The sequence below is a fragment of the Vibrio sp. TBV020 genome, from assembly GCF_046056895.1.
Taxonomy (GTDB): Bacteria; Pseudomonadota; Gammaproteobacteria; order Enterobacterales; family Vibrionaceae; genus Vibrio.
The window spans coordinates 1,431,106-1,451,338 of the sequence record NZ_JBEEAQ010000003.1 but is presented as its reverse complement, the minus strand read 5'-3'; the positions used below and the strand labels follow the sequence as shown (position 1 = coordinate 1,451,338).

Genomic DNA, 20,233 nt, shown 5'->3' with positions numbered 1-20,233 from the left:
ACAAGTTCTTTCTATGAAAGCATTCATTCAATTTACATTAGGTTTATTCACTCTCAGCCTTATCGTTGGCTGTGGTGAAGAGATTGATCACGAAAAAATCCGTCAAAAGGGTTTTGTTTATTGTGGTCAAGGTGGCCCAGAGACGTTCAACCCTCAATTGGTTGATAGTGGTATTACGCCAGAGACTTTAAGCCCACAGCTATTTAATACGCTCCTCACATTAGACAGTAAAACGTACCAACCAGCGCCAAGTCTGGCGAGTTCATGGAAAGTGAATAAAGAAGGTACTGAATACATTTTTGAGCTGCGCGAAGGCGTTCAATTTCAAACCACAGCTTGGTTTACCCCTTCACGCGCAATGAACGCCGATGATGTCGTGTTCAGTTTCCGTCGCATTATCGACAGCACCAACCCTTTCCATTATGTAGGTAGTGGCCTATACCCTTGGTTTAGTGGCATTGATTTTCAAAATCTCGTTATTGATGTAGTCGCACTTTCTAAACACAAAGTGCAGTTTACACTCAGCCGCCCTGACAACAGTTTTCTATCGAATATTGCCACCAGCCACGCGGTTATCCACTCTAAAGAATACGCGGGTCAACTGGAACTCAGTGACGAAAAAGCCATGCTCGACAGTCACCCGGTAGGCACTGGTCCTTTTTATCTTTCCGAGTATCAAGTTAACGATTTGATTCGTTTAAAGCGTCACAAGAGCTATTGGGATACCACACCAAAAATGGATCAGGTGGTATTCGATATTTCTCAACGTGGTACTGGTACGCTAGCGAAGTTGCTTAGAAAAGAGTGTGACGTTTTAAACTCGCCACTTTCGAGTCAACTACCAATCATTGAGAAAAATGAGCATGTTAAGTTGACAGCTAAACCTGCAATGAACGTTTCATTTGTAGCAGTTAATACGTCACACCCTGCTCTTAATGATGCGCGTGTTCGTAAAGCACTTAACTACGCGATTAACCGTCAAAACATACTCGATTCAGTCTATTATGGCACGGGTAGTCAGGCATACTCGGTGTTGCCTCCAACGTCGTGGGCTTACCACAAAGATGCCGTCCAAATCCGTTATGACCGCAACTATGCGATTGCTCTACTTCGAGAGGCCGACTACAGCAAGGGATTAGAACTCACGATGTCTGTTCCTCTAGAGCCACGAGCTTACAACCCTAGTCCACGCAAAACCGCCGAGCTTATCCAAGCAAACTTTGCCGATGTGGGTATAAAATTGAACCTGATTACTGACGACCGATTCGATCGCAGCAATCTTGGCAACAACGAGAACATTGATCTTTATTTAACAGGTTGGAGTGCCAACACCGGTGACCCTGACAACTTCTTTAGACCGCTCCTTTCTTGTGATTCGAAACGAGCTGGATTAAATGTATCAAGCTGGTGTAACCCTGATTTTGACTTCTTGCTCGACTTGGCACTAGAAGTAGACAAGCCACGTTACCGACTCAATCTTTATAAACAAGCACAAAACATTTTGAACGAAGAGTTTCCTGTAATTCCTCTTAACCATGGAATGCAGATGCAAGCACACGACCGTTCATTAGAAGGGTTTAAAGTGAGCCCATTTAACGCTCAGCCATTTGATACTGTCGAGAGGGTTCAGTAATGCTGTTGTACACTGTTCGACGCCTGAACCTGTTCATCATCACCTTGCTCATTTTGACCATGGTTGGCTTTAGTATTCTGCGTTTAGAGCCAGAATCACCATGGGCGATACAAGAATTTTGGAATGGCTGGCTGACTTATCTCGGCGAGTTAATGCAGCTAAACTTTGGGGTGAATAAAGCGGGAATACCGATCATTGATGAACTGAGCATCGTCTTTCCGGCAACTTTAGAGCTGTGTTTAATCGCCTTTGTCATTTCACTGCTCATAGGTATTCCTGTGGGTACCGTCGCGGGAATGAAACAAGGTAAATGGATAGATACTGCAATCTCTTTTACTTCTATGTCTGGTTACTCTGCGCCTCTATTTTGGATTGCGCTGTTGATGATCATGATTTTCTCTCTTCACTTTGAGTTTTTCCCAGTCGCGGGTCGATACGATTTGCTGTATCAAATAGAGCACGTCACCGGTTTTGCCTTAATCGATGCCTTTTTTGCGGACGGTAAGTATCGAGCTCACGCTCTGCAAAGCGTCATTGAACATTTGATTCTGCCTTGCTTAGTCTTAGCATTAGCGCCGACTACGCAAGTTATTGGTTTGATGCGTACATCCGTTGCAGAAGTTATGGGGCAAAACTACATCCGCGCGGCAAGAATCAAAGGTCTTTCGACTCATGAAATCGTCACTCAGCACGTGCTTAGAAATGCCATTCCTCCGATCATTCCGAAAATTGGTGTCCAACTTTCAAGTATGTTAACGCTGGCGATTATTACTGAATCCATCTTTAACTGGCCTGGTATTGGGCGCTGGTTATTAGATGCACTGTCTAATCAGGACTATGTGGCGATTCAGGCTGGGGTTATTGTGGTCGCAACCTTAGTACTAACTGCTAATATTTTGTCTGATTTGATCGGTGCGATGATCAACCCGCTAGTAAGGAAAGAGTGGTATGCTAACCGATAACGTATATCAAGAAGAGCGCATCCCTACTCAGTTTGAGCGCTTTTGGCGTAGCTTTCGCGCGAATAACTTAGCCATGTTTGGCCTATGGTGTTTGTCGCTGATCATACTGCTTACTCTAGTATCCCCTTGGATCACTCCGCACGATCCACAAGCGCAAACGGGAGAGCTATTGGTTCCTCCATCATGGAACCCTGCAGGTACAGTTGAGTATTTCCTAGGTACTGACGACTTAGGCCGAGATATACTTTCGCGTTTAATCGAAGGCTCTCAGCTAACGTTTGGCGCTGCGCTCATCATCACTTTAATTGCCACGGTTATTGGCTGCATTATTGGTGTACTGGCGGGGATGACTAAAGGCTTACTGTCTAGCACACTGAACCACTTGCTCGACACGGTGATGTCAATTCCATCACTACTCCTAGCGATCATATTTGTCGCATTCCTCGGCTTTGGTGAGTTCAACATCTTGTTAGCTATCTGCTTGGCCCTGATCCCTCGCTTCATTCGCTCGGTGTATATCGCTGTGCATACTGAAGTAGAAAAAGATTACATTATGGCGGCGCGCCTTGATGGTGCAAACGACTTCTATCTACTATGGAATTCTATATTGCCAAACATATTAGTCGTGATTGCTTCAGAGATTACGCTCGCACTCTCAATTGCGATCTTAGACATCACGGCTTTGGGCTTCTTAGGTTTAGGCGCACAAGCTCCAAGTACCGAATGGGGCGCTATTTTGGGTGATTCAGTAGAACTTATCTATTTAGCACCATGGACCGTAACCCTGCCAGGGCTTGCCATCATGTTTACTGTCATTGTTATCAACTTAGTTGGTGAAGGGGTTCGCCAAGCATTGAATGCGGGGATCGAATAATGCCTTTACTCGATATTCGACACCTGACCATAGAGATCGAAACACCGCAAGGTTTAATGAAAGCCGTTGACCGTATGAGTCTGACCCTCAATGAAGGGGAGATCCGTGGTCTTGTTGGTGAGTCCGGTTCTGGTAAAAGCCTTGTTGCGAAAGCCATTGTTGGTGTTTGTAAAGATAACTGGAAAGTAACCGCTGACCGTATGCGCTTGGGTAATGTTGACCTGCTTCAACTAACGCCTAAAGAACGCCGACGTGTTATTGCCCGCGATATTGCAATGATTTTCCAAGAGCCTTCAACCTGTTTGGACCCTTCAGAAGAAGTAGGCAGACAGCTAATCGAGGCTATACCTTCTCGCTCGTTTGAAGGAAAGTGGTGGGAACGATTTAAGTGGCGTAAAAAACAAGCCATTGCACTACTCCACAAAGTGGGAATCAAAGATCATAAGCAGATCATGAGTAGCTACCCCTACGAGCTCACCGATGGTGAATGTCAAAAAATCATGATTGCTATGGCCATCGCCGCCAAGCCTAAATTACTGATTGCCGACGAGCCTACAAATGACTTAGATCCCATCACTCAATCTCAGATCTTACGCTTATTGAGTCGTATGAACCAAGTACACAACACATCGATTATGTTGATTGGTCATGATTTAACGACAATTACTCAGTGGGCAACCCGGATTACTGTGATGTACTGTGGCCAGTCAGTTGAGTCAGCGGATACCAAGAAAATTCTGGACAAACCTAAGCATCCATACACGGTCGCGCTTCTAAAAGCGATGCCGGACTTTAGTGATTGGATCCCACATAAAGAAAAGCTTCAGTCTTTGCCGGGGACAATTCCTCCGCTGCAGCACCTTCCGATAGGATGTCGACTAGGCCCCCGTTGCCCTTATGCTCAGCGTCAGTGTGTCGAAATACCTATGACTCGCCGTATTAAAAACCACAAGTTTGCTTGTCACTTCCCATTGAACCATTCACCGAAAGAGCGGGAGAAGAAAAAAGCATGAGCGCACTATTAGAAGTAACCGATCTTTCTAAGTCGTTTATCACTCGTTCAGGTCTGTTCCGCAAGAAGACTCAAGAAGCCGTCAAACCGGTAAGCTTTAGTCTCGAAGCAGGTCAAACTATTGGCTTCATTGGGCAAAATGGTTCAGGAAAATCAACCCTGGCGCGAATGCTCGCTGGTGTGGTTGAACCGACTTCTGGCGAAATTCGAGTCAATGGTGAACGTTTAGAACACGAGGACTACTCGACACGCTGTAAGCTGATCAGGATGATTTTCCAGGATCCAAATACCTCGTTGAACCCGCGTATCCAGATTGGTCGCATCCTTGAAGGTCCGTTAAAACGAAACACTAGCATGCCGCCTGAGGCACGAATCAAACGAGTAAAAGAAACGTTACTGCGCGTTGGTCTATTACCAGAGCATGCTTATTTCTATCCTCAGATGCTAGCAACAGGCCAGAAACAGCGTGTATGTCTCGCTAGAGCTCTAATTCTGCAACCCTCTGTCATTGTCGCTGATGAAGCACTTAACGGATTAGATATGGCCATGCGCTCACAAATCATCAACCTATTTCTGGAACTTCAAGAAGAAATGGGCGTATCTTTTATTTATGTATCGCAACACATTGGTGTCGTGAAACATATCACGGATAAAGTGATGGTGATGCATGAAGGTGTCGTCGTAGAGAGTGGTGAGACTCACCAAGTGCTCTCTTGTCCAGAGCACCCCATTACTCAACGACTGGTTGAAAGTCATTTTAATAAGGCGACATGCTTTAAGTAGGAGAACCATGCTAAGGATAGCAACAACTTTATTCGGTTTATTCTCCCTTTCCTTCAGCTCCTTCGGCTATACATATTCGTCGCAGCTCACTTGGTTAGATCCTAACTTCGTGGCTCAAGCCTTTGTCGAAGTCGCATTAAGAAATGAATACTCTTCGGGTCAAAAGCCGTTGGTTAAATGGCAAGAACCAGTCAAAGTTTGGATAAAGCATGATGTCACCGACGAAGAGCTGCATGATCAGCTGACCAATGCGCATTTACGCCACTTAAGCTCAATTACCGGCCACCCAATTAAGCGTGTATCTTCTCGGAAACAAGCAAACATCGTTTGGATTTACACTACGGATGCTAAATGGGAAAAACACATTGAAAGGGAAATGGGAAAAGCCTCCCTAAAAAACACCCGCGATGCGATTTGTAAGGCTGGTTACCGAGTCGCGAGCAATAGTGCTATTACATCGGCATCGATTGTCATCCCCATCGACCGTGCACGAGTACATGGCAAGCTCGTTGCCTGTATCGTCGAAGAGATTACCCAAACGCTCGGCCTACCCAACGATTCAGACAGTGCATACCCGTCCATCTTCAATGACAATACCCCTGAAGACCTACTTTCACCATTGGATGTCGTTTTATTAAAACTGCTTTATGAACCTGAGCTAAAGGTTGGGATGACTGAAAAACAGGTGAAACCCATTATCAAGCGATTGCTTAAGCAATACCAAAACAACGGTACTCTCGATAAAGCAGTATCAGTGGCTAAGGGCGGAGAGCTATTTCAGCTAGTCGGATACTGACCAACGTCAGATTGTATGAAGAGAAAAGTGATGCCCAAGTCGTTAATGCAGACACCACTTCAACTAATTAGAAACTATTTAGCGCGCTTTTTTAATTCGAACTCAAATTCGTCTGGGTAAAGCACAACACCTTCTTCATTGTCGTTAGGGAATACAACGACAGAGAGTTCATCATCTTCTAGACCGTAAGTCCAACGACTGAACCATTTCGCAGTAGAGATAGCTTCCGCTTTACAATGTTCCCACTCACCTGTTGCCCACTGAGCAGCAAATTCTTCGTGTGGCCACACTGGAACGCAATCTTCATCTTCCGTGTTAAGCATTACACAGCCATGCTCATCGGTTAGAATCCAAACTTGACGGTTCTGTGCAATCTCTTTGATACAGTAATTGAAGCGCTCATCTGAACGCATTTTATTCACAGACTCTAGTTGTTCTTTAGATAGTGACATTTTTTGTTTCCTCTAAATAAAACGCCCACGGCAAGGCCATGGGCGTTTAAAATTCTTGGAGCTATGGAAATTAAGCCAGCTCAGTTTGAAGCCAAGGCCAACCTTGCTTCTTACGGCTTAGCGTGTTTTCCATCATTAGCATGCCATTTTCTTCATGCTTAACTAGCTTCTCTGCCCACTCACCTTTGTACAGTAGACGAGTTTGAGCTGTAGTGATGTCTGTTAGCATAACTGCCGCAAACGCTAGACCATCTTTCTCACAACGAGTTTCTAGGTCTGCTTCTAGTGCTTCAATCATACCGTCAACTTGCTCTAAAGTTGCTAGTTCAACTTGACCAACAACAACATCACGGCCGTTGAACGGGTAACCTTTCAGGTCTTTCTCAACAAGCTCTGCTGCTGATAGACCTTCAATGTTTGTCTTAGCGATTAGAAGATCTTTAATGAACGCGTCAACGTCACATACATCAGCAATAGCTGCAAGTTCTTGAACTGCATCTTTATCTTTCTGAGTACATGTTGGAGAAGCAAAACCTACTGTGTCAGATAGGATAGCTGACATCATTAGCTTAGCGATCTGAGGAGTGATTTCGTGACCTTCAATCTTGAACATGTTAAATAGTACTGTGTTAGTACAACCAACAGGCCAGATCCAAGCTTCCATTGGGTTAACAGTCATCACATCACCTAGACGGTGGTGGTCAACAATACCTAGGATTTCAGCTTCTGCTACATCGTCTGGAGCTTGAGCAAGATCTGAGTAGTCTACTAGCCAGATTTTCTCGCCAGCTACTGAAGTACGTAGTTCTGGAACCTCTGCACCCGCAACTTCTAGAATGTGCTGAGTTTCACGGTTGATTTCACCTTGACGGATTGGCATCGCTTCAACGCCACGTGCTTTTAGTAGCTCTGTTGCTACTAGTGCACTACAGATACTATCGCTATCAGGGTTCTTGTGACCTACTACTAGAATCATCTTTTTTCCTATCTGACTATATTTCTACCCAACAAAGGGCCATTACTCACAAACCCGACATTTTACCTAATTTTGATAATTTGTCATCGGCTTGAAAAAGAATATTTAAGCATAAGCCATGACAGACCTTATCTATGCTGTCTATTCTCTATGTAAGTTTAGCACTAATTCCACCCGTTTCGTTGTCACTGATAACCTTTACCTGTGGAGTAAATTTTATGTGGAGCCGTCACTTTTTACTTTTCGTGACTACGTTATTTTTTTCATCGACATCCATCGCAGTTCAAGTTAATGCTACTCAGGCAGTTTGGCCCCCTTACGTATTCAGCACAGTGAATTCAGGGCTAGCAACAGAAATCGTTACAGAAGCCTATGCCACACAAGGCTATCAGGTTGAGATGGAAATTAAGCCGTGGCTTCGCTCACTAAAAGAGGTACGTAATCAACAAAAGGACCTGCTCATTTCTCTTTGGTGGTCAGACGATCGCACCGACAAACTGGATTTAAGCGTGCCCTACTTACTCGTTCAACTCAAATTTGTGGTTCTCAAGGAAAACTCTTTCGAATATCAAAACTTCGACTCACTTCAAGGCATGAAAGTAGGGATAATTGAAGACTATGGTTATGGCGACGCATTCAATCAATCGACGGCCTTTAAACGAGTTGCCGCTGACGACTTAGAAACGAACATCAGAAAACTGAGAGCAAGGAGGATTGATGCCTTGATCGCAGATGAACGAGCAACACTTCACACAATTCGTAAGCTAGGGTTTGAGCCGGATGACTTTTACTTCGTACATAAAAGTTTGATGATCAAACCCGTACATCTTGCTATCGCCAAGGATCATCCGAATAAACAAAAGCTTCTAGTTAAGTTTATGATTGGCCTCCACGAACTGAAACAAAGTGGCCGTTATGATCAGCTGCTAGATAAATACAAATAAGCGGAGTTGGCTTGAAAACTAGCAATTAATTATTGCAAATAATTCTCATTAACATATAGTTGATAATAATTCGTATTCAACATTGTATCAGCTTATGAACTCTCTACGACTTTTCCCTGCTTTACCGAGTTGGCTCTCGCTCGCACAATTTAGGCCTGCATATAAACGCCTAATCTTACCTGTTACTTTGATTGCTCTAGTGGCAAGTGATATCACACGAGAAGTAACCGTGAACACCTTGTCTGATGCATTTTGGGCTGTGTCCAGTTATGTGGCTTTCACACTCGCTATCTATCACTACCTCTCCATTTTTATCAATAAAGAGAGTCGGATTGTTAATCTATACAACTCTTCTCGCGATCATCAAGTATTCTTCGCAGCCTTACTGGGGGCACTGCCAGGTTGTGGGGGCGCTATCATAGTAACCACCCAATTTGTCAGTGGACGCGTTGGATTTGGCGCTATCGTTGCGGTTCTCACTTCAACAATGGGTGATGCAGCTTTCCTATTGCTTGCCAGTAAACCTGATATAGGATTAGCCGTTGTTGCACTGGGCGTTTTTGTTGGTGCGCTTTCTGGTTGGGTGGTCAATGCTATCCATTCAGACGACTTTTTGCGTCCAGAAATGTCAGCCCTTGCTGAGCGATTTAGCTGCGGTAAAGAAGATAAAACCAATATGGAGCAAAAAGCGATTAACCTTCAAGGGGCGTTTTGGAAATGGTTACTCGTGCCTGCGACCATTGTTGCTGGACTAGGCTCATTCCAAGTCGATGTTAACCAACTCTTCCACCTACCTGAAATGAGTATTGAGTGGCTTGGGGCAGTATTAATCATCATCAGTATGCTGCTTTGGTCATTAACCAAAGAGATCAAAGATTACGAATCCACCGTTGCTGAAGACGTTAAACAGGTCTCTTCTCACCCAATTCAAAAAGCTGCACAAGACACAAACTTCGTAACAGCATGGGTTATTCTCGCCTTTATGGCTTTTGAACTCATTACCTTCTTTGGCCATATTGATCTTGCGACAACGTTCTCTGGTTGGGGAATTTGGATGCCGTTGATGGGATTAGCCGTTGGATTACTGCCTGGCTGCGGTCCACAAATCTTAGTAACTAGTCTGTACATTTCAGGTGCTGCACCATTATCGGCACAACTAGCAAATGCGATTTCAAACGATGGTGATGCCCTATTCCCAGCGATTGCCCTTGCTCCTAAGGCAGCCTTAGTAGCCACCATTTACTCAGCAATACCTGCATTTATTGTCGGATACGGTTACTACTTCCTGTTCGAATTATAACAACCTTTGGCTAGGTTCAATAAAAAAGCGCCCTCACAGTGAGGGCGCAGTTTCATTCAAATTAACCGTGTTGAAATCACAGACAATCCGACAATCTATTTATGACGCTCTTTGAGCTTATTGACCACATCATTCATCGATAGGCCTTGGTCTTGAAGAAGAACCATTAAGTGATAGATTAAATCTGCAGACTCACACACTAGCTCCGCCTTATCACCCGACGTCGCCGCAAGCGCGACTTCAACGCCTTCTTCGCCCACTTTTTGCGAAATACGCTTGGTACCACGCGAATATAAGTGCGCTGTATAAGAAGATTCTGGGTCGGCGTTCTTGCGGGCAGCCAGTAGCTGCTCAAGTTGATGAAGCCACACCATTTGGCTCTCTTCTTGAGGATCGCCATCCCAGCAGGTTGTTGTTCCTGTGTGGCATGTAGGCCCAATTGGATCAACTTTAACTAGCAGCGTGTCATTATCACAGTCCAAAGCAATATTTTTAAGTTGGAGCACATTGCCTGACGTTTCACCTTTAGTCCAAAGACGCTCTTTAGTGCGTGAGAAAAACGTTACTTGACCCGTTTCACCCGTTTTGGCTAACGCATCTCTGTTCATGTACCCCATCATCAGCACTTGGCTAGACTGAAAATCTTGAACAATTGCAGGTACAAGGCCATCCACTTTGTCCCAATCAATACGTTCAGCTAGCGTATTTACTTCTGTCGCCGCAAAACTCATAGACGTACCTCTACACCTTGTTGTTTCAAATACTGCTTAAGTTCACCAATATTGATGGCTTGTTTGTGGAATACCGATGCAGCTAGTGCTCCATCAACATTGGTTTGTTTGTAAGCTTCAGCAAAGTGTTCCATTGCACCTGCACCGCCAGAAGCGATCAGCGGAACATTACACACTTCACGAACCATATTAAGCTGATCCAAGTCATAGCCGTTACGGACACCATCTTGGTTCATCATATTCAATACAATTTCACCTGCACCACGCTTTTGCACTTCTTGGACCCAATCACGAGTTTCCCAGTTAGTTGCTTTAGTGCGCGCCTCATCACCAGTAAATTGGTAAACCTGATATTTGCCTGCCTCTTTGTCAAAATAAGAGTCGATACCCACAACAATACATTGCACACCAAACTTGTCCGCAAGCTGTGTAATGAGCTCTGGATTTGCCAGTGCAGGTGAGTTGATTGAAACCTTATCTGCCCCGAACTCTAGAATACGAGCGGCATCTTCTGCTGATTTAATGCCACCAGCAACACAGAAAGGAATGTCGATCACTTCAGCAACGCGCTGAACCCAACTTTTATCGACCACACGGCCATCACTTGAAGCGGTGATATCATAGAAAACCAGTTCATCAGCACCTTCTTCAGCATAACGCTGTGCCAGAGGGACAATGTCACCGATGATTTCATGGTTACGGAACTGAACGCCCTTCACCACTTGACCATCACGAACGTCAAGACATGGGATTATTCGCTTTGCCAGCATGCGAATGCCTCCTCTGCAGTAAACTTACCATCAAGTAGTGCTCGTCCAACAATCACACCTGATACTCCTGATCCTTTCAGCGCTTCAATATCAGCCAAAGAGCCAATGCCACCGGAAGATTGGAATTGCACCTGCGGATACTGCTTACAAAGGTCTACGTAAAGCTCAACATTTGAGCCTTCAAGCGTACCGTCACGAGAAATATCGGTACAAAGCACATGCTTAAGACCAACGGTCAGGTAGTCATTAATCAAGGCTTCAATCGTCACGCCTGAGTCTTCTTGCCAACCCGAAATCGCTACTTTACGCGTGCCGTTTTCATCAATATTGATATCAAGCGCTAAGACGACTTTCTCTGCACCGTATTTTTCCATCCAGCCTTTAACTAGCTCTGGTTGTTTAACCGCTGTAGAACCTACAACAACGCGCTGCGCGCCTGCTTCCAGAAGGTCTACAACATCTTGTTCACTGCGAACGCCACCACCAATTTGGATATTTGCTGGTGTGCTAGCCAATAACTTTGCAATAAGGTCTAGCTGACGAGCAGTGGTATCTTTCGCGCCAGTTAAGTCAACAAGGTGCAACCAACCCGCTCCTGCCTGATGATAAAGGTTGAACTGCTCGGCTGGATCTACTTTGTATTCGGTTACTTGTCCGTAATCACCTTGATAAAGACGAACTACCTGACCTTCAATTAAATCTAATGCTGGAATAATCACTGAATTACTTCCCTTTGATTCTTTAAAATTACAGCTCTAAAAAGTTCTGTATAAGCTTTGAGCCAGCTTTTGATGAGCGCTCTGGGTGAAATTGCACCCCGTAGTAATTACCGCTTTGCACTGCTGCAGTGAAAGGTTTTCCGTACTCACATTGAGCAATGGTGTAATCACCTACAGGCATACCAAAACTGTGCACGAAATAAAAATACTCACCTTCTTCGATATCTTTAAACAGTGGATGTTCAGGGGTAGACTTAACGGTGTTCCAACCCATGTGTGGTAATGGTAAGTTACCGGTTTCAAGCAGCTTCACTTCCCCTTCACACAGGCCCAAACATTCAACAAGCTCATCCGCTTTCTGGCCTTTTTCTTGCGAGACTTTGCCCAGTAACTGCATACCCAGACAAATACCTAGCAGTGGCTTCTCAACTTTCTTCACGAGTTCTATCAAATCACGCTGCTGAAGGTTTTTCATCGCCTCACTAGCAGTTCCGACTCCTGGTAGAAATAGCTTATCAGCCGCCAATACAACCGAAGGCTCTTTAGAAATCGTGACTTGGTAACCTAGGCGCTCAATCGCAAACTTAACCGACGAAACGTTGGCACAGCCAGTATCGATAATAACAACTTTCTGATCTGTCATAACTAGCCCTTAATTAGAGTACGCCTTTACTGCTTGGTAGCTCGTTACCTTCCACCTTAATTGCTTGGCGTAAAGTGCGACCAAACGCTTTAAATAGAGACTCAATAATGTGGTGATCATTATCGCCAGCAGAAGATAAGTGCAACGTACACGCTAGGGTATCGGTCAACGAGCGGAAGAAGTGCACAACCATCTCTGTTGATAGATCCCCGACTTGTTCACGACTGAACTCTGCCTCAAATTTGAGGTAAGGACGACCAGAGAGGTCAAGCGCACACTGAGCTAGGCACTCATCCATAGGCAAGCTAAAACCAAAGCGACCAATACCACGTTTTTCGCCCAGTGCATCTTTAAGTGCCTGACCAAGCGCGAGTGCAGTATCTTCAATAGTGTGGTGATCATCAATGTGCAAGTCGCCTTCAACGTTACACACCATTTGGAAACCACCGTGGGTCGCAATTTGATCCAGCATGTGATCGAAGAAGCCTAAACCTGTAGAGATTTTATTGCCGCCCTGCTCATCAAGATTAACCATAACCTTAATGTCCGTCTCTTTGGTTGTACGAACAACTTCAGCAATGCGAGCTTTAACCGTGAGGTCTTTTAGGATTTGCTTCCAACCCATGGTTTCTGGGTTGTATTGAATACCTTGAATTGCCATGTTTTCAGCAAGCTGAAGGTCGGTGATGCGATCACCAATGACAACTGAGTTTTGAAAATCAACTTTGCCACCTTGCAGATATTCTTTCACCATACCTAGCTTTGGTTTGCGACACGAACAATTATCTTCTTCAAAGTGCGGGCAGATAAGAACATCATCAAACTTCACGCCCTGAGATTCAAAGATTTCCATCATCATATTGTGTGGCGCATCGAACTCATCTTGCGGGTAGCTATCAGTCCCTAAGCCATCTTGGTTCGTTACCATCACTAGACGATAACCCGCATCTTGCAGTGATAATAGGCTTGGAATAACAAACGGCTCTAGTTTTAGCTTATCTAAGCGGTCTACTTGGAAATCAACCGGTGGCTCGACAATAAGGGTGCCATCACGGTCAATAAATAGGATTTTTTGTTGCTTGCTCACACGAACTTCCTTATTTCAAAATGGGTAGCTCCTGCAAAGGGCAAGAGCCAATAAATCGTTAGTTGTAGTAGTTTCTAATAAAACCGAGTGTCTTTTCACACTCGTCTCGGCTACCAATACTAATGCGCACACAGTTTTCAATTGGCGAATTGCGTAGAATGATACCGCTATCCCATGCCGCCTTAAATAAAGCGTCACCATCAGGGAACTTGACCAGCAAGTAGTTACCCCATCCTTCAAATATTTCTAGCCCTTGAATCATAGATAAGCCTACTTGCAGATATGCGCGATTGGCATTTAGATCCAGAACTTGATATTTCGCGCGAGCCAAACCAGCTTCAGATAATGCCTGTGTAGCAATTTCTGCCACTGGGATTGGCACTGGGTATGGCGCGATGACTTTTAGCAACACATTGATTAATTCTTCGTTTGCTAGTGTAAATCCACAGCGAAGACCTGCCAGTGCAAATGCTTTTGACAGCGTGCGTAAAATCGCCAGATTCGGATACTCAGCGAGTAAATCGACGGTTGACGCTTCTGGACAAAAATCGATATACGCTTCATCCATAACCACAATGGCTTTGTCTTTGGTCATCTCTAGTAAAGTAACGATATCTTCACGCTTAACTAGGTTTCCCGTTGGGTTATTCGGGCTGCAAACAAAAACTAATTTAGTGCCTTCAAGGTTCTGTTTAATGCCATCTAAGTCTAGTTGCCAATCTGCAGTCAGAGGCACTGTTTTGCGCTCTACACCAATTGTTTCAGCGCTAATTGAATACATACCGTAAGTTGGCGGGCAGTATAGAATCGCATCTTCACCGGGCTCACAAAAGGCGCGAATTAGCAGTTCGATACCTTCATCAGCGCCACGCGAAGTTAGCGTTTGTTCTGGCTTAACCCCAGCATAGGCAGCATAAGCTTCGATCAGTTCTTTCGGCTGACATTCGCTATAGCGATTCAAACGAGAGAAATCCGTTTTGTACTCATTGTCGAACGGAGATTCATTAGCGTTAAGCCAAACATCACCACTACCGCCTATGCGTCTCGCTGAAAGGTAAGGCGTGAGCTTTTGAACTTGTTTACGTGCTAGCTTTTCCATCTCTCACTTCCTTACGCTTTTGACACTAACTTTTCTACGCGAATTGTCACTGCGCGTTTGTGCGCATCTAAACCTTCCGCTTCGGCCATTGTCACAACGGTTGGCGCTAGGTTCTGTAAGCCTTCTGCACTCAACTCTTGCACTGTCATGCGCTTAGAAAAATCCGCAAGACCAAGGCTTGAGTATGTACGTGTGTAGCCATAAGTCGGCAAAACGTGGTTAGTCCCTGATGCATAATCCCCCGCTGATTCAGGAGACCAATCACCCAAGAAGATTGAACCTGCGTTGTCTAACAGCGGCAATAGCTCACGAGGGTTCTTCGTTTGCACAATCAAGTGCTCTGGACCGTAGTAATTCGAGATAGACACCGCTTGTGTCAGTGATTCAGAAATAATGATTAAGCTTGACGCTAGCGCTTTCTCAGCAATATCTGCGCGTGACAACTCTTTCAGTTGACGCTGAACGGCATCAGTTACTTTATCAGCAATAATCGGCGATGGCGTAACAAGAACGACTTGAGAGTCAGGACCGTGCTCAGCTTGGCTTAATAGATCGGCGGCAATAAAGTCAGCATCCGCTGTGTCATCAGCCAGTACTAGTACTTCCGAAGGGCCTGCTGGCATGTCGATAGCAGCACCACGGAAATCATTGCTTACTTGACGCTTTGCTTCTGTTACATAAGCGTTGCCCGGGCCAAAGATTTTATCGACTTTTGATACCGTTTCAGTACCGTAGGCCATCGCTGCAACTGCTTGGCCGCCACCTACGTTATAAACTTCATCAATGCCGCAAAGCTTCGCTACATACAAGATTTCGTCAGCGATAGGTGGTGGAGAACAAAGAACGACTTTGTGGCAACCCGCGATTTTAGCAGGCACACCCAACATAAGGACCGTTGAAGGTAACGGTGCGCTTCCTCCTGGAATGTACAAACCTACTTTCTGAATCGGACGAGTTACTTGCTCACATACCACACCCGGTTGAGTTTCAACTTTAATTGGCTGTGGCTTTTGCGCTTTGTGAAACTTAGAAATGTTAGCGTAAGCCTGCTCTAACGCCTGCTTCATTTCGTCTGATAAACGGCCGCACGCCTCACCCACTTCTTGTTGAGAGACACGAATAGATTCAGGTTTAACGCCATCAAACTTTTCTGTTAGCTCTTGGAGTGCCGCATCACCTTCGTTACGTACTTTCGCAATGACTTCTGAGACCGCAGCTGTAATGTTAGCGCCTTCTGTGATTGCTGGACGTTCAAGAATCGAATCTTGCTGTGTCTCACTTAATGATTGCCAAACGACTGTTCTCATCGTCACTACCCCATCATTTTTTCGATTGGAAGAACCAGAATCGAGCTTGCGCCAAGTTCCTTAAGTTGTTCCATCGTTTCCCAGAACAAGTTTTCTGTACTCACTAGGTGTACAGCAACTTTGTCTTTATCTGATGACAGAGGTAGTACTGTTGGGTCTTCAGCACCTGGAAGTAGAGATTTGATTTGCTCTAGTTTGTCTGTTGGTGCGTGTAGCATGATGTACTTAGACTCTTTTGCTTGTTGTACACCCTGCATACGAGTTAGTAGTTTCTCAATTAATGCTGTTTTATCTGCATCAAACTCACCCGTGCGTTGAATAAGAGTCGCTTTAGATTTAAAGATGATTTCCGCTTCTTTTAGACCATTGGCTTCTAGTGTTGCACCTGTCGACACCAAGTCAGCAATCGCATCAGCAAGACCCGCACGAGGTGCAACTTCTACTGAACCAGTAAGCATACAAGTGGAGAATGGTACACCTTGCTCATCCATATAAGCTTTCAGTAGCTGAGGGTAAGTGGTAGCAATACGTTTACCCGCTAAATCTTGTGGGCCGTTGTACTGTTCATCTTTGTCGATAGCAATTGATAGACGGCAACCACCAAAGTCTAGACGGCGCAGCTGTACAAAATCAGATGGCTCACCGAGCGCTTTACGGTCAAGACGAACCTCTTCTAGCTCATTCTCACCGATGAAGCCTAAATCAACCACCCCATCCATGATTAGACCTGGAATATCGTCATCACGAACAAGTAGTAGATCAATTGGCATATTTAGTGAGTGCACAACCAGACGCTCACCCATGATATTGAATTTTACGCCGCATTTTTTAAGCAGAGTTTGGCACTCTTTACTAAGGCGACCTTTCTTTTGAATTGCGATTCTTAGGCGTTGTGTTTGCATTGCTGTATCCCTGTGCAAGATTTTGTAATTCGTAAACTTTTTAAAACTGTAAAACTAAAAAACCCTCGGAAGAGTGTATCTCCCGAGGGTTCTAAATCTTGTAGTTTGCGATTTTAGCCTCCGGGAGTTTCCTGTCTCCCGGGTATGCGTGCATCTCCCGAAAGACTAGACTGGGTGATGGTGATGATGAATATTCATGACTAAATTACGCATACTTAATAAGCTCTTCTGTTTCGCTTTGTTGATATCCACACTAACTAAGGTGTAAACATTTTTCAACCATTTATTTAAACTTTTTTCATTTTGTCATATACAAATAAAAAGGGAGCCGAAGCTCCCTTAAATATCATTATTCAAATGATGTATTTATGCGTTCTGACAGCTTGCCATTTTTGACTTTGACAATACTGAAAGCAGCACACAAACTGCCACAAATGCTGCAGAAGAAGCTGCAAACGAAATACCAATTGACGCAGTCATACCTAATGTAATGAAACCAATACATGAAACAGCTGCAACAGAAAGCGCATAAGGCAGCTGCGTTGCAACGTGATCAATATGGTTACAACGTGCACCTGTTGACGAAAGAATTGTCGTATCTGAGATTGGTGAACAATGGTCACCAAATACTGAGCCCGCAAGTACAGCACTTAGCATAGGTAGCATTAGAGCAAGGTCCGTTGCACCTGCCATATCACCTGCAATCGGTAACATGATGCCAAACGTACCCCAAGATGTACCTGTAGAGAACGCCATCAGACCCGAAAGTAGGAACAGAATCACTGGAAGCCAATGTGGGTTAATATTGCCTTGTGCTAGCGTTGATAGGTATTTACCCGTGTTCATATCACCGATAACAGAACCAATCGTCCAAGCAAATACAAGAATCAAGATTGCGCCAAACATTGATTTTGCACCAATCCATAGCGTGCGAGAGATCTCAGATAATGCAATGCCCTGCTTGAATACAGTAAATAGAGCAACAGCAAGACCTACTAAACCACCGTAGATTAAAGACGTACCAACATCCGTATTTTCAAATGCACCTAGTAGGTTGAAAGCTACACCATCAGAAGCAAGTGCTTGGCCACCTGTGTATAGCATTGATGCAACCGTTGCTACGATCAAAGATACGATCGGAAGAATAAGGTCAGACACTTTGCCGCCTTCGCTTTCTTGAATATCAAGCTCTTCATTGAGCTCATGAGCTTCTTCAGAATCTTCCGCCTGCTCTTTCGCAAACCCGTGGCCACGAGACGCTGCAATTTCATGTTCGCGCATCTTACCGATATCTAAACCGAACCAAGCGACAGCAAATACCATTAGTAGAGCAAAGATAGCGTAGAAGTTCATTGGAATAAGGCGAACATACGCACCTAGAGCAGAGTACTCTGTAATACCATGCGAAACTAAGATACCGCCGATGATCGTCATGATGTAAGCACCCCAACTAGAAGCTGGCATGATCACACACATAGGTGCAGCAGTTGAATCAAGGATGTAAGCAAGCTTCGCGCGTGATACGTAGAAACGGTCTGTAACAGGACGAGAAATCGCACCTACAGCTAAGCTGTTGAAGTAATCATCGACAAAGATGAAAACACCTAAAAATGCCGCTAGAAGTTTCGACCCACGTTTACTTTTAACGCGTGTTTGAGCCCACTCAGCAAATGCGCGAGTACCACCTGACAAAGTCAGTAGCGCAGTCATCATACCAAGCAGTAATAGGAAGCCAACAATACTCATATTCCAGGTATTGATGCCACCGTCTTCAATAAAGACACTAGACACAGTTGAAGCGACGTAGCCAATTGCACTACCAAATGAGTAGTCATTCAGCAAGATAGCGCCAAGAACAATACCAACACCCAGTGAAACAAGTACACGGCGTGTAATGATAGCAAGACTCAAAGCCACGATAGGCGGCAAAAGAGATAAAGGAGATGATGCAAAATCAATTAAATTCATGATCTTCAAAAACCAGTAATAAATGGTTAGAGATCTACTGCAGACTTATGGAAGGAAATCATTTCCTAACAAATAAGCAAAAAGAAGCGATGGGAAAGCGAATGCTTCTCCCAGCCCTACAGTAGCGCTCCATAGTTTTACAAATTATAGACTATGGCAGTGTTACCCCTTTCGAGTGTAACCCCAGCGAATGCCTTTGATATGAACATTCACTTCGGCGAAATAACCTTTCCTGTTTACTCATTGGCATCACCCCAGTAAACATTACTTATTTATTCCGCGCCTCTACCGCGAGTGATGGAATTTTAAACTATTGAAAAATCATTTTAACAACAATTTAACCAACACTACGCATTAGGTTCCGCCCATTGTACTTATCTCAAGCTCCATTTCAACATATCATTCCATTTTTATTGTTAAAAATATCGCTAGATGTCTGTGCTTAAGTTTCCAGAGCATTTGAATACTCTTTCTAACTACTTCTTCATAGAAGGGTGAGACAAATCTAGGTAATGAATAACGTCCCATATCAATTTATGCAAAAGCAGTCTCCCCCGCTTCATTCGAGTCTAGAAACCCTTTCATTGCTCTATCAATTACAATACTAAACATATTGCTGCCTATATATGTTCAACTCGTCCAATAAATATCGATCACGTTTTATATGAAACTAAAGCAAAAGATTAAGCGTGACACCTAAGCTCCACTTTTACTTTCTATTACCAATATTAATTATCAGTAGTGATTAATTAAAATAATTGGCAAATTAGTTTATTAATTTCCCTTTTCCCGATTGTATTATTTAATTCCTCAGTTTATGATTCATATATCGACAACTTTTATATGAAGAGATGAATAAATGTCGGAACTAACAAAGACACTATTAAACATTCGTAGTCTGCGTGCATTCTCACGTGAACTAACACTTGAACAACTAGAAGAAGCACTAGAGAAACTCACTATTGTAGTTAGTGAGCGTCAAGAAGCTGAAGAAGAAGAGCGTGCGGCAGCTGCAGAGCAAGAAGCGAAACTTGCTGCAATCGCTGAGCAGATCTCGAAAGATGGTATCGATGTTGAAGCACTAATTTCTGCTTTGTCTGGCGAAACAAAAACTAAGACAAAGTCAAAGCGTGCTCCACGCCCAGCTAAATACAAATATGTAGATGCAACTGGCGAAGAAAAAACTTGGACAGGCCAAGGTCGTACACCTTCTGCAATCCAAGAGCAATTGGACGCAGGTAAGTCTCTAGAAGACTTCCTAATCTAATTACACTT

General features: G+C 44.2%; 20 protein-coding genes, 1 riboswitch and 1 other annotated feature. Of the genes, 9 read left to right on the top strand and 11 right to left on the bottom strand.

All coding sequences use genetic code 11. The features are described 5' to 3' along the window. The first annotated feature begins 13 nt into the window (after positions 1 to 13). From sapA to AAFX28_RS14670, 6 genes are read left to right on the top strand one after another with little or no spacing between them, the layout of a single operon-like run. Complete coding sequence (sapA, locus tag AAFX28_RS14695) at positions 14 to 1,633, top strand: ABC transporter substrate-binding protein SapA (RefSeq protein ID WP_408688740.1); 1,620 nt, start codon at positions 14 to 16, stop codon at positions 1,631 to 1,633. Next, positions 1,633 to 2,595, top strand: a complete 963-nt coding sequence (locus AAFX28_RS14690; protein ID WP_408688738.1) for an ABC transporter permease — start codon at positions 1,633 to 1,635, stop codon at positions 2,593 to 2,595. The genes sapA and AAFX28_RS14690 overlap by 1 nt, the downstream gene beginning before the upstream one ends. Continuing rightward, positions 2,582 to 3,469, top strand: a complete 888-nt coding sequence (gene sapC, locus AAFX28_RS14685; RefSeq protein ID WP_408688737.1) for a putrescine export ABC transporter permease SapC — start codon at positions 2,582 to 2,584, stop codon at positions 3,467 to 3,469. Before AAFX28_RS14690 ends, sapC begins: the two co-directional genes overlap by 14 nt. Continuing rightward, the gene (locus AAFX28_RS14680; RefSeq protein WP_408688735.1) at positions 3,469 to 4,482 is read left to right on the top strand and encodes an oligopeptide/dipeptide ABC transporter ATP-binding protein; all 1,014 of its coding nucleotides are present in this window, start codon (positions 3,469 to 3,471) and stop codon (positions 4,480 to 4,482) included. Before sapC ends, AAFX28_RS14680 begins: the two co-directional genes overlap by 1 nt. After that, entirely contained in the window at positions 4,479 to 5,264 is a 786-nt protein-coding gene (locus AAFX28_RS14675; RefSeq protein ID WP_408688734.1) for an ATP-binding cassette domain-containing protein, read from the top strand. The genes AAFX28_RS14680 and AAFX28_RS14675 overlap by 4 nt, the downstream gene beginning before the upstream one ends. Positions 5,265 to 5,271: 7 nt before the next feature. Then, positions 5,272 to 6,060 carry a DUF2927 domain-containing protein gene (locus AAFX28_RS14670; protein ID WP_408688732.1) on the top strand — a complete coding sequence of 263 codons (789 nt, stop codon included), beginning with the start codon at positions 5,272 to 5,274 and terminating at the stop codon, positions 6,058 to 6,060. A gap of 74 nt (positions 6,061 to 6,134) precedes the next feature. On the opposite strand, the gene AAFX28_RS14665 is transcribed toward AAFX28_RS14670, so the two are convergent. Beyond that, the gene (locus AAFX28_RS14665; RefSeq protein ID WP_408688731.1) at positions 6,135 to 6,512 is read right to left on the bottom strand and encodes a DUF2750 domain-containing protein; all 378 of its coding nucleotides are present in this window, start codon (positions 6,510 to 6,512) and stop codon (positions 6,135 to 6,137) included. A gap of 70 nt (positions 6,513 to 6,582) precedes the next feature. After that, positions 6,583 to 7,488, bottom strand: coding sequence for a manganese-dependent inorganic pyrophosphatase (locus tag AAFX28_RS14660; protein ID WP_408688729.1), 906 nt, complete (start codon positions 7,486 to 7,488; stop codon positions 6,583 to 6,585). A 218-nt stretch (positions 7,489 to 7,706) separates the two neighbouring features. On the opposite strand from AAFX28_RS14660, the gene AAFX28_RS14655 reads away from it, so the two are divergent. Beyond that, complete coding sequence (locus tag AAFX28_RS14655) at positions 7,707 to 8,432, top strand: transporter substrate-binding domain-containing protein (RefSeq protein ID WP_408688727.1); 726 nt, start codon at positions 7,707 to 7,709, stop codon at positions 8,430 to 8,432. Positions 8,433 to 8,526: 94 nt separating this feature from the next. Then, a complete protein-coding gene (locus tag AAFX28_RS14650; RefSeq protein ID WP_408688725.1) occupies positions 8,527 to 9,732 on the top strand; it encodes a putative manganese transporter in 1,206 nt (401 codons plus the stop codon). A gap of 95 nt (positions 9,733 to 9,827) precedes the next feature. Here the strand turns inward: AAFX28_RS14650 and hisIE are convergent, their stop codons facing one another. From hisIE to AAFX28_RS14605, 9 genes are all read right to left on the bottom strand, one after another. Beyond that, a complete protein-coding gene (hisIE, locus tag AAFX28_RS14645) occupies positions 9,828 to 10,463 on the bottom strand; it encodes a bifunctional phosphoribosyl-AMP cyclohydrolase/phosphoribosyl-ATP diphosphatase HisIE (protein ID WP_408688723.1) in 636 nt (211 codons plus the stop codon). Further along, entirely contained in the window at positions 10,460 to 11,233 is a 774-nt protein-coding gene (hisF, locus tag AAFX28_RS14640; protein WP_408688721.1) for an imidazole glycerol phosphate synthase subunit HisF, read from the bottom strand. Before hisF ends, hisIE begins: the two co-directional genes overlap by 4 nt. Then, positions 11,215 to 11,952, bottom strand: coding sequence for a 1-(5-phosphoribosyl)-5-[(5-phosphoribosylamino)methylideneamino]imidazole-4-carboxamide isomerase (gene hisA / locus AAFX28_RS14635; RefSeq protein WP_408688719.1), 738 nt, complete (start codon positions 11,950 to 11,952; stop codon positions 11,215 to 11,217). Before hisA ends, hisF begins: the two co-directional genes overlap by 19 nt. Positions 11,953 to 11,980: 28 nt before the next feature. After that, positions 11,981 to 12,595: an imidazole glycerol phosphate synthase subunit HisH gene (gene hisH / locus AAFX28_RS14630; protein ID WP_408688717.1), complete on the bottom strand. Its 615-nt coding sequence runs from the start codon at positions 12,593 to 12,595 to the stop codon at positions 11,981 to 11,983. 13 nt (positions 12,596 to 12,608) lie between these two features. Next, entirely contained in the window at positions 12,609 to 13,682 is a 1,074-nt protein-coding gene (gene hisB / locus AAFX28_RS14625; RefSeq protein ID WP_408688715.1) for a bifunctional histidinol-phosphatase/imidazoleglycerol-phosphate dehydratase HisB, read from the bottom strand. A 58-nt stretch (positions 13,683 to 13,740) separates the two neighbouring features. Beyond that, complete coding sequence (gene hisC, locus AAFX28_RS14620) at positions 13,741 to 14,781, bottom strand: histidinol-phosphate transaminase (RefSeq protein ID WP_408688713.1); 1,041 nt, start codon at positions 14,779 to 14,781, stop codon at positions 13,741 to 13,743. Between the two features lie 11 nt (positions 14,782 to 14,792). Continuing rightward, positions 14,793 to 16,088 carry a histidinol dehydrogenase gene (hisD, locus tag AAFX28_RS14615; RefSeq protein ID WP_408688711.1) on the bottom strand — a complete coding sequence of 432 codons (1,296 nt, stop codon included), beginning with the start codon at positions 16,086 to 16,088 and terminating at the stop codon, positions 14,793 to 14,795. 5 nt (positions 16,089 to 16,093) lie between these two features. Next, positions 16,094 to 16,990: an ATP phosphoribosyltransferase gene (hisG, locus tag AAFX28_RS14610; RefSeq protein WP_408688709.1), complete on the bottom strand. Its 897-nt coding sequence runs from the start codon at positions 16,988 to 16,990 to the stop codon at positions 16,094 to 16,096. A 53-nt stretch (positions 16,991 to 17,043) separates the two neighbouring features. Further along, positions 17,044 to 17,180, bottom strand: a sequence feature (His leader region). Between the two features lie 176 nt (positions 17,181 to 17,356). Continuing rightward, positions 17,357 to 18,958, bottom strand: coding sequence for a Na+/H+ antiporter NhaC family protein (locus tag AAFX28_RS14605; protein WP_408688708.1), 1,602 nt, complete (start codon positions 18,956 to 18,958; stop codon positions 17,357 to 17,359). Between the two features lie 114 nt (positions 18,959 to 19,072). Then, positions 19,073 to 19,254: riboswitch (Lysine riboswitch) on the bottom strand. Between the two features lie 563 nt (positions 19,255 to 19,817). On the opposite strand from AAFX28_RS14605, the gene AAFX28_RS14600 reads away from it, so the two are divergent. Next, positions 19,818 to 20,225 carry an H-NS family nucleoid-associated regulatory protein gene (locus AAFX28_RS14600; RefSeq protein ID WP_408688706.1) on the top strand — a complete coding sequence of 136 codons (408 nt, stop codon included), beginning with the start codon at positions 19,818 to 19,820 and terminating at the stop codon, positions 20,223 to 20,225. Positions 20,226 to 20,233 lie beyond the last annotated feature (8 nt).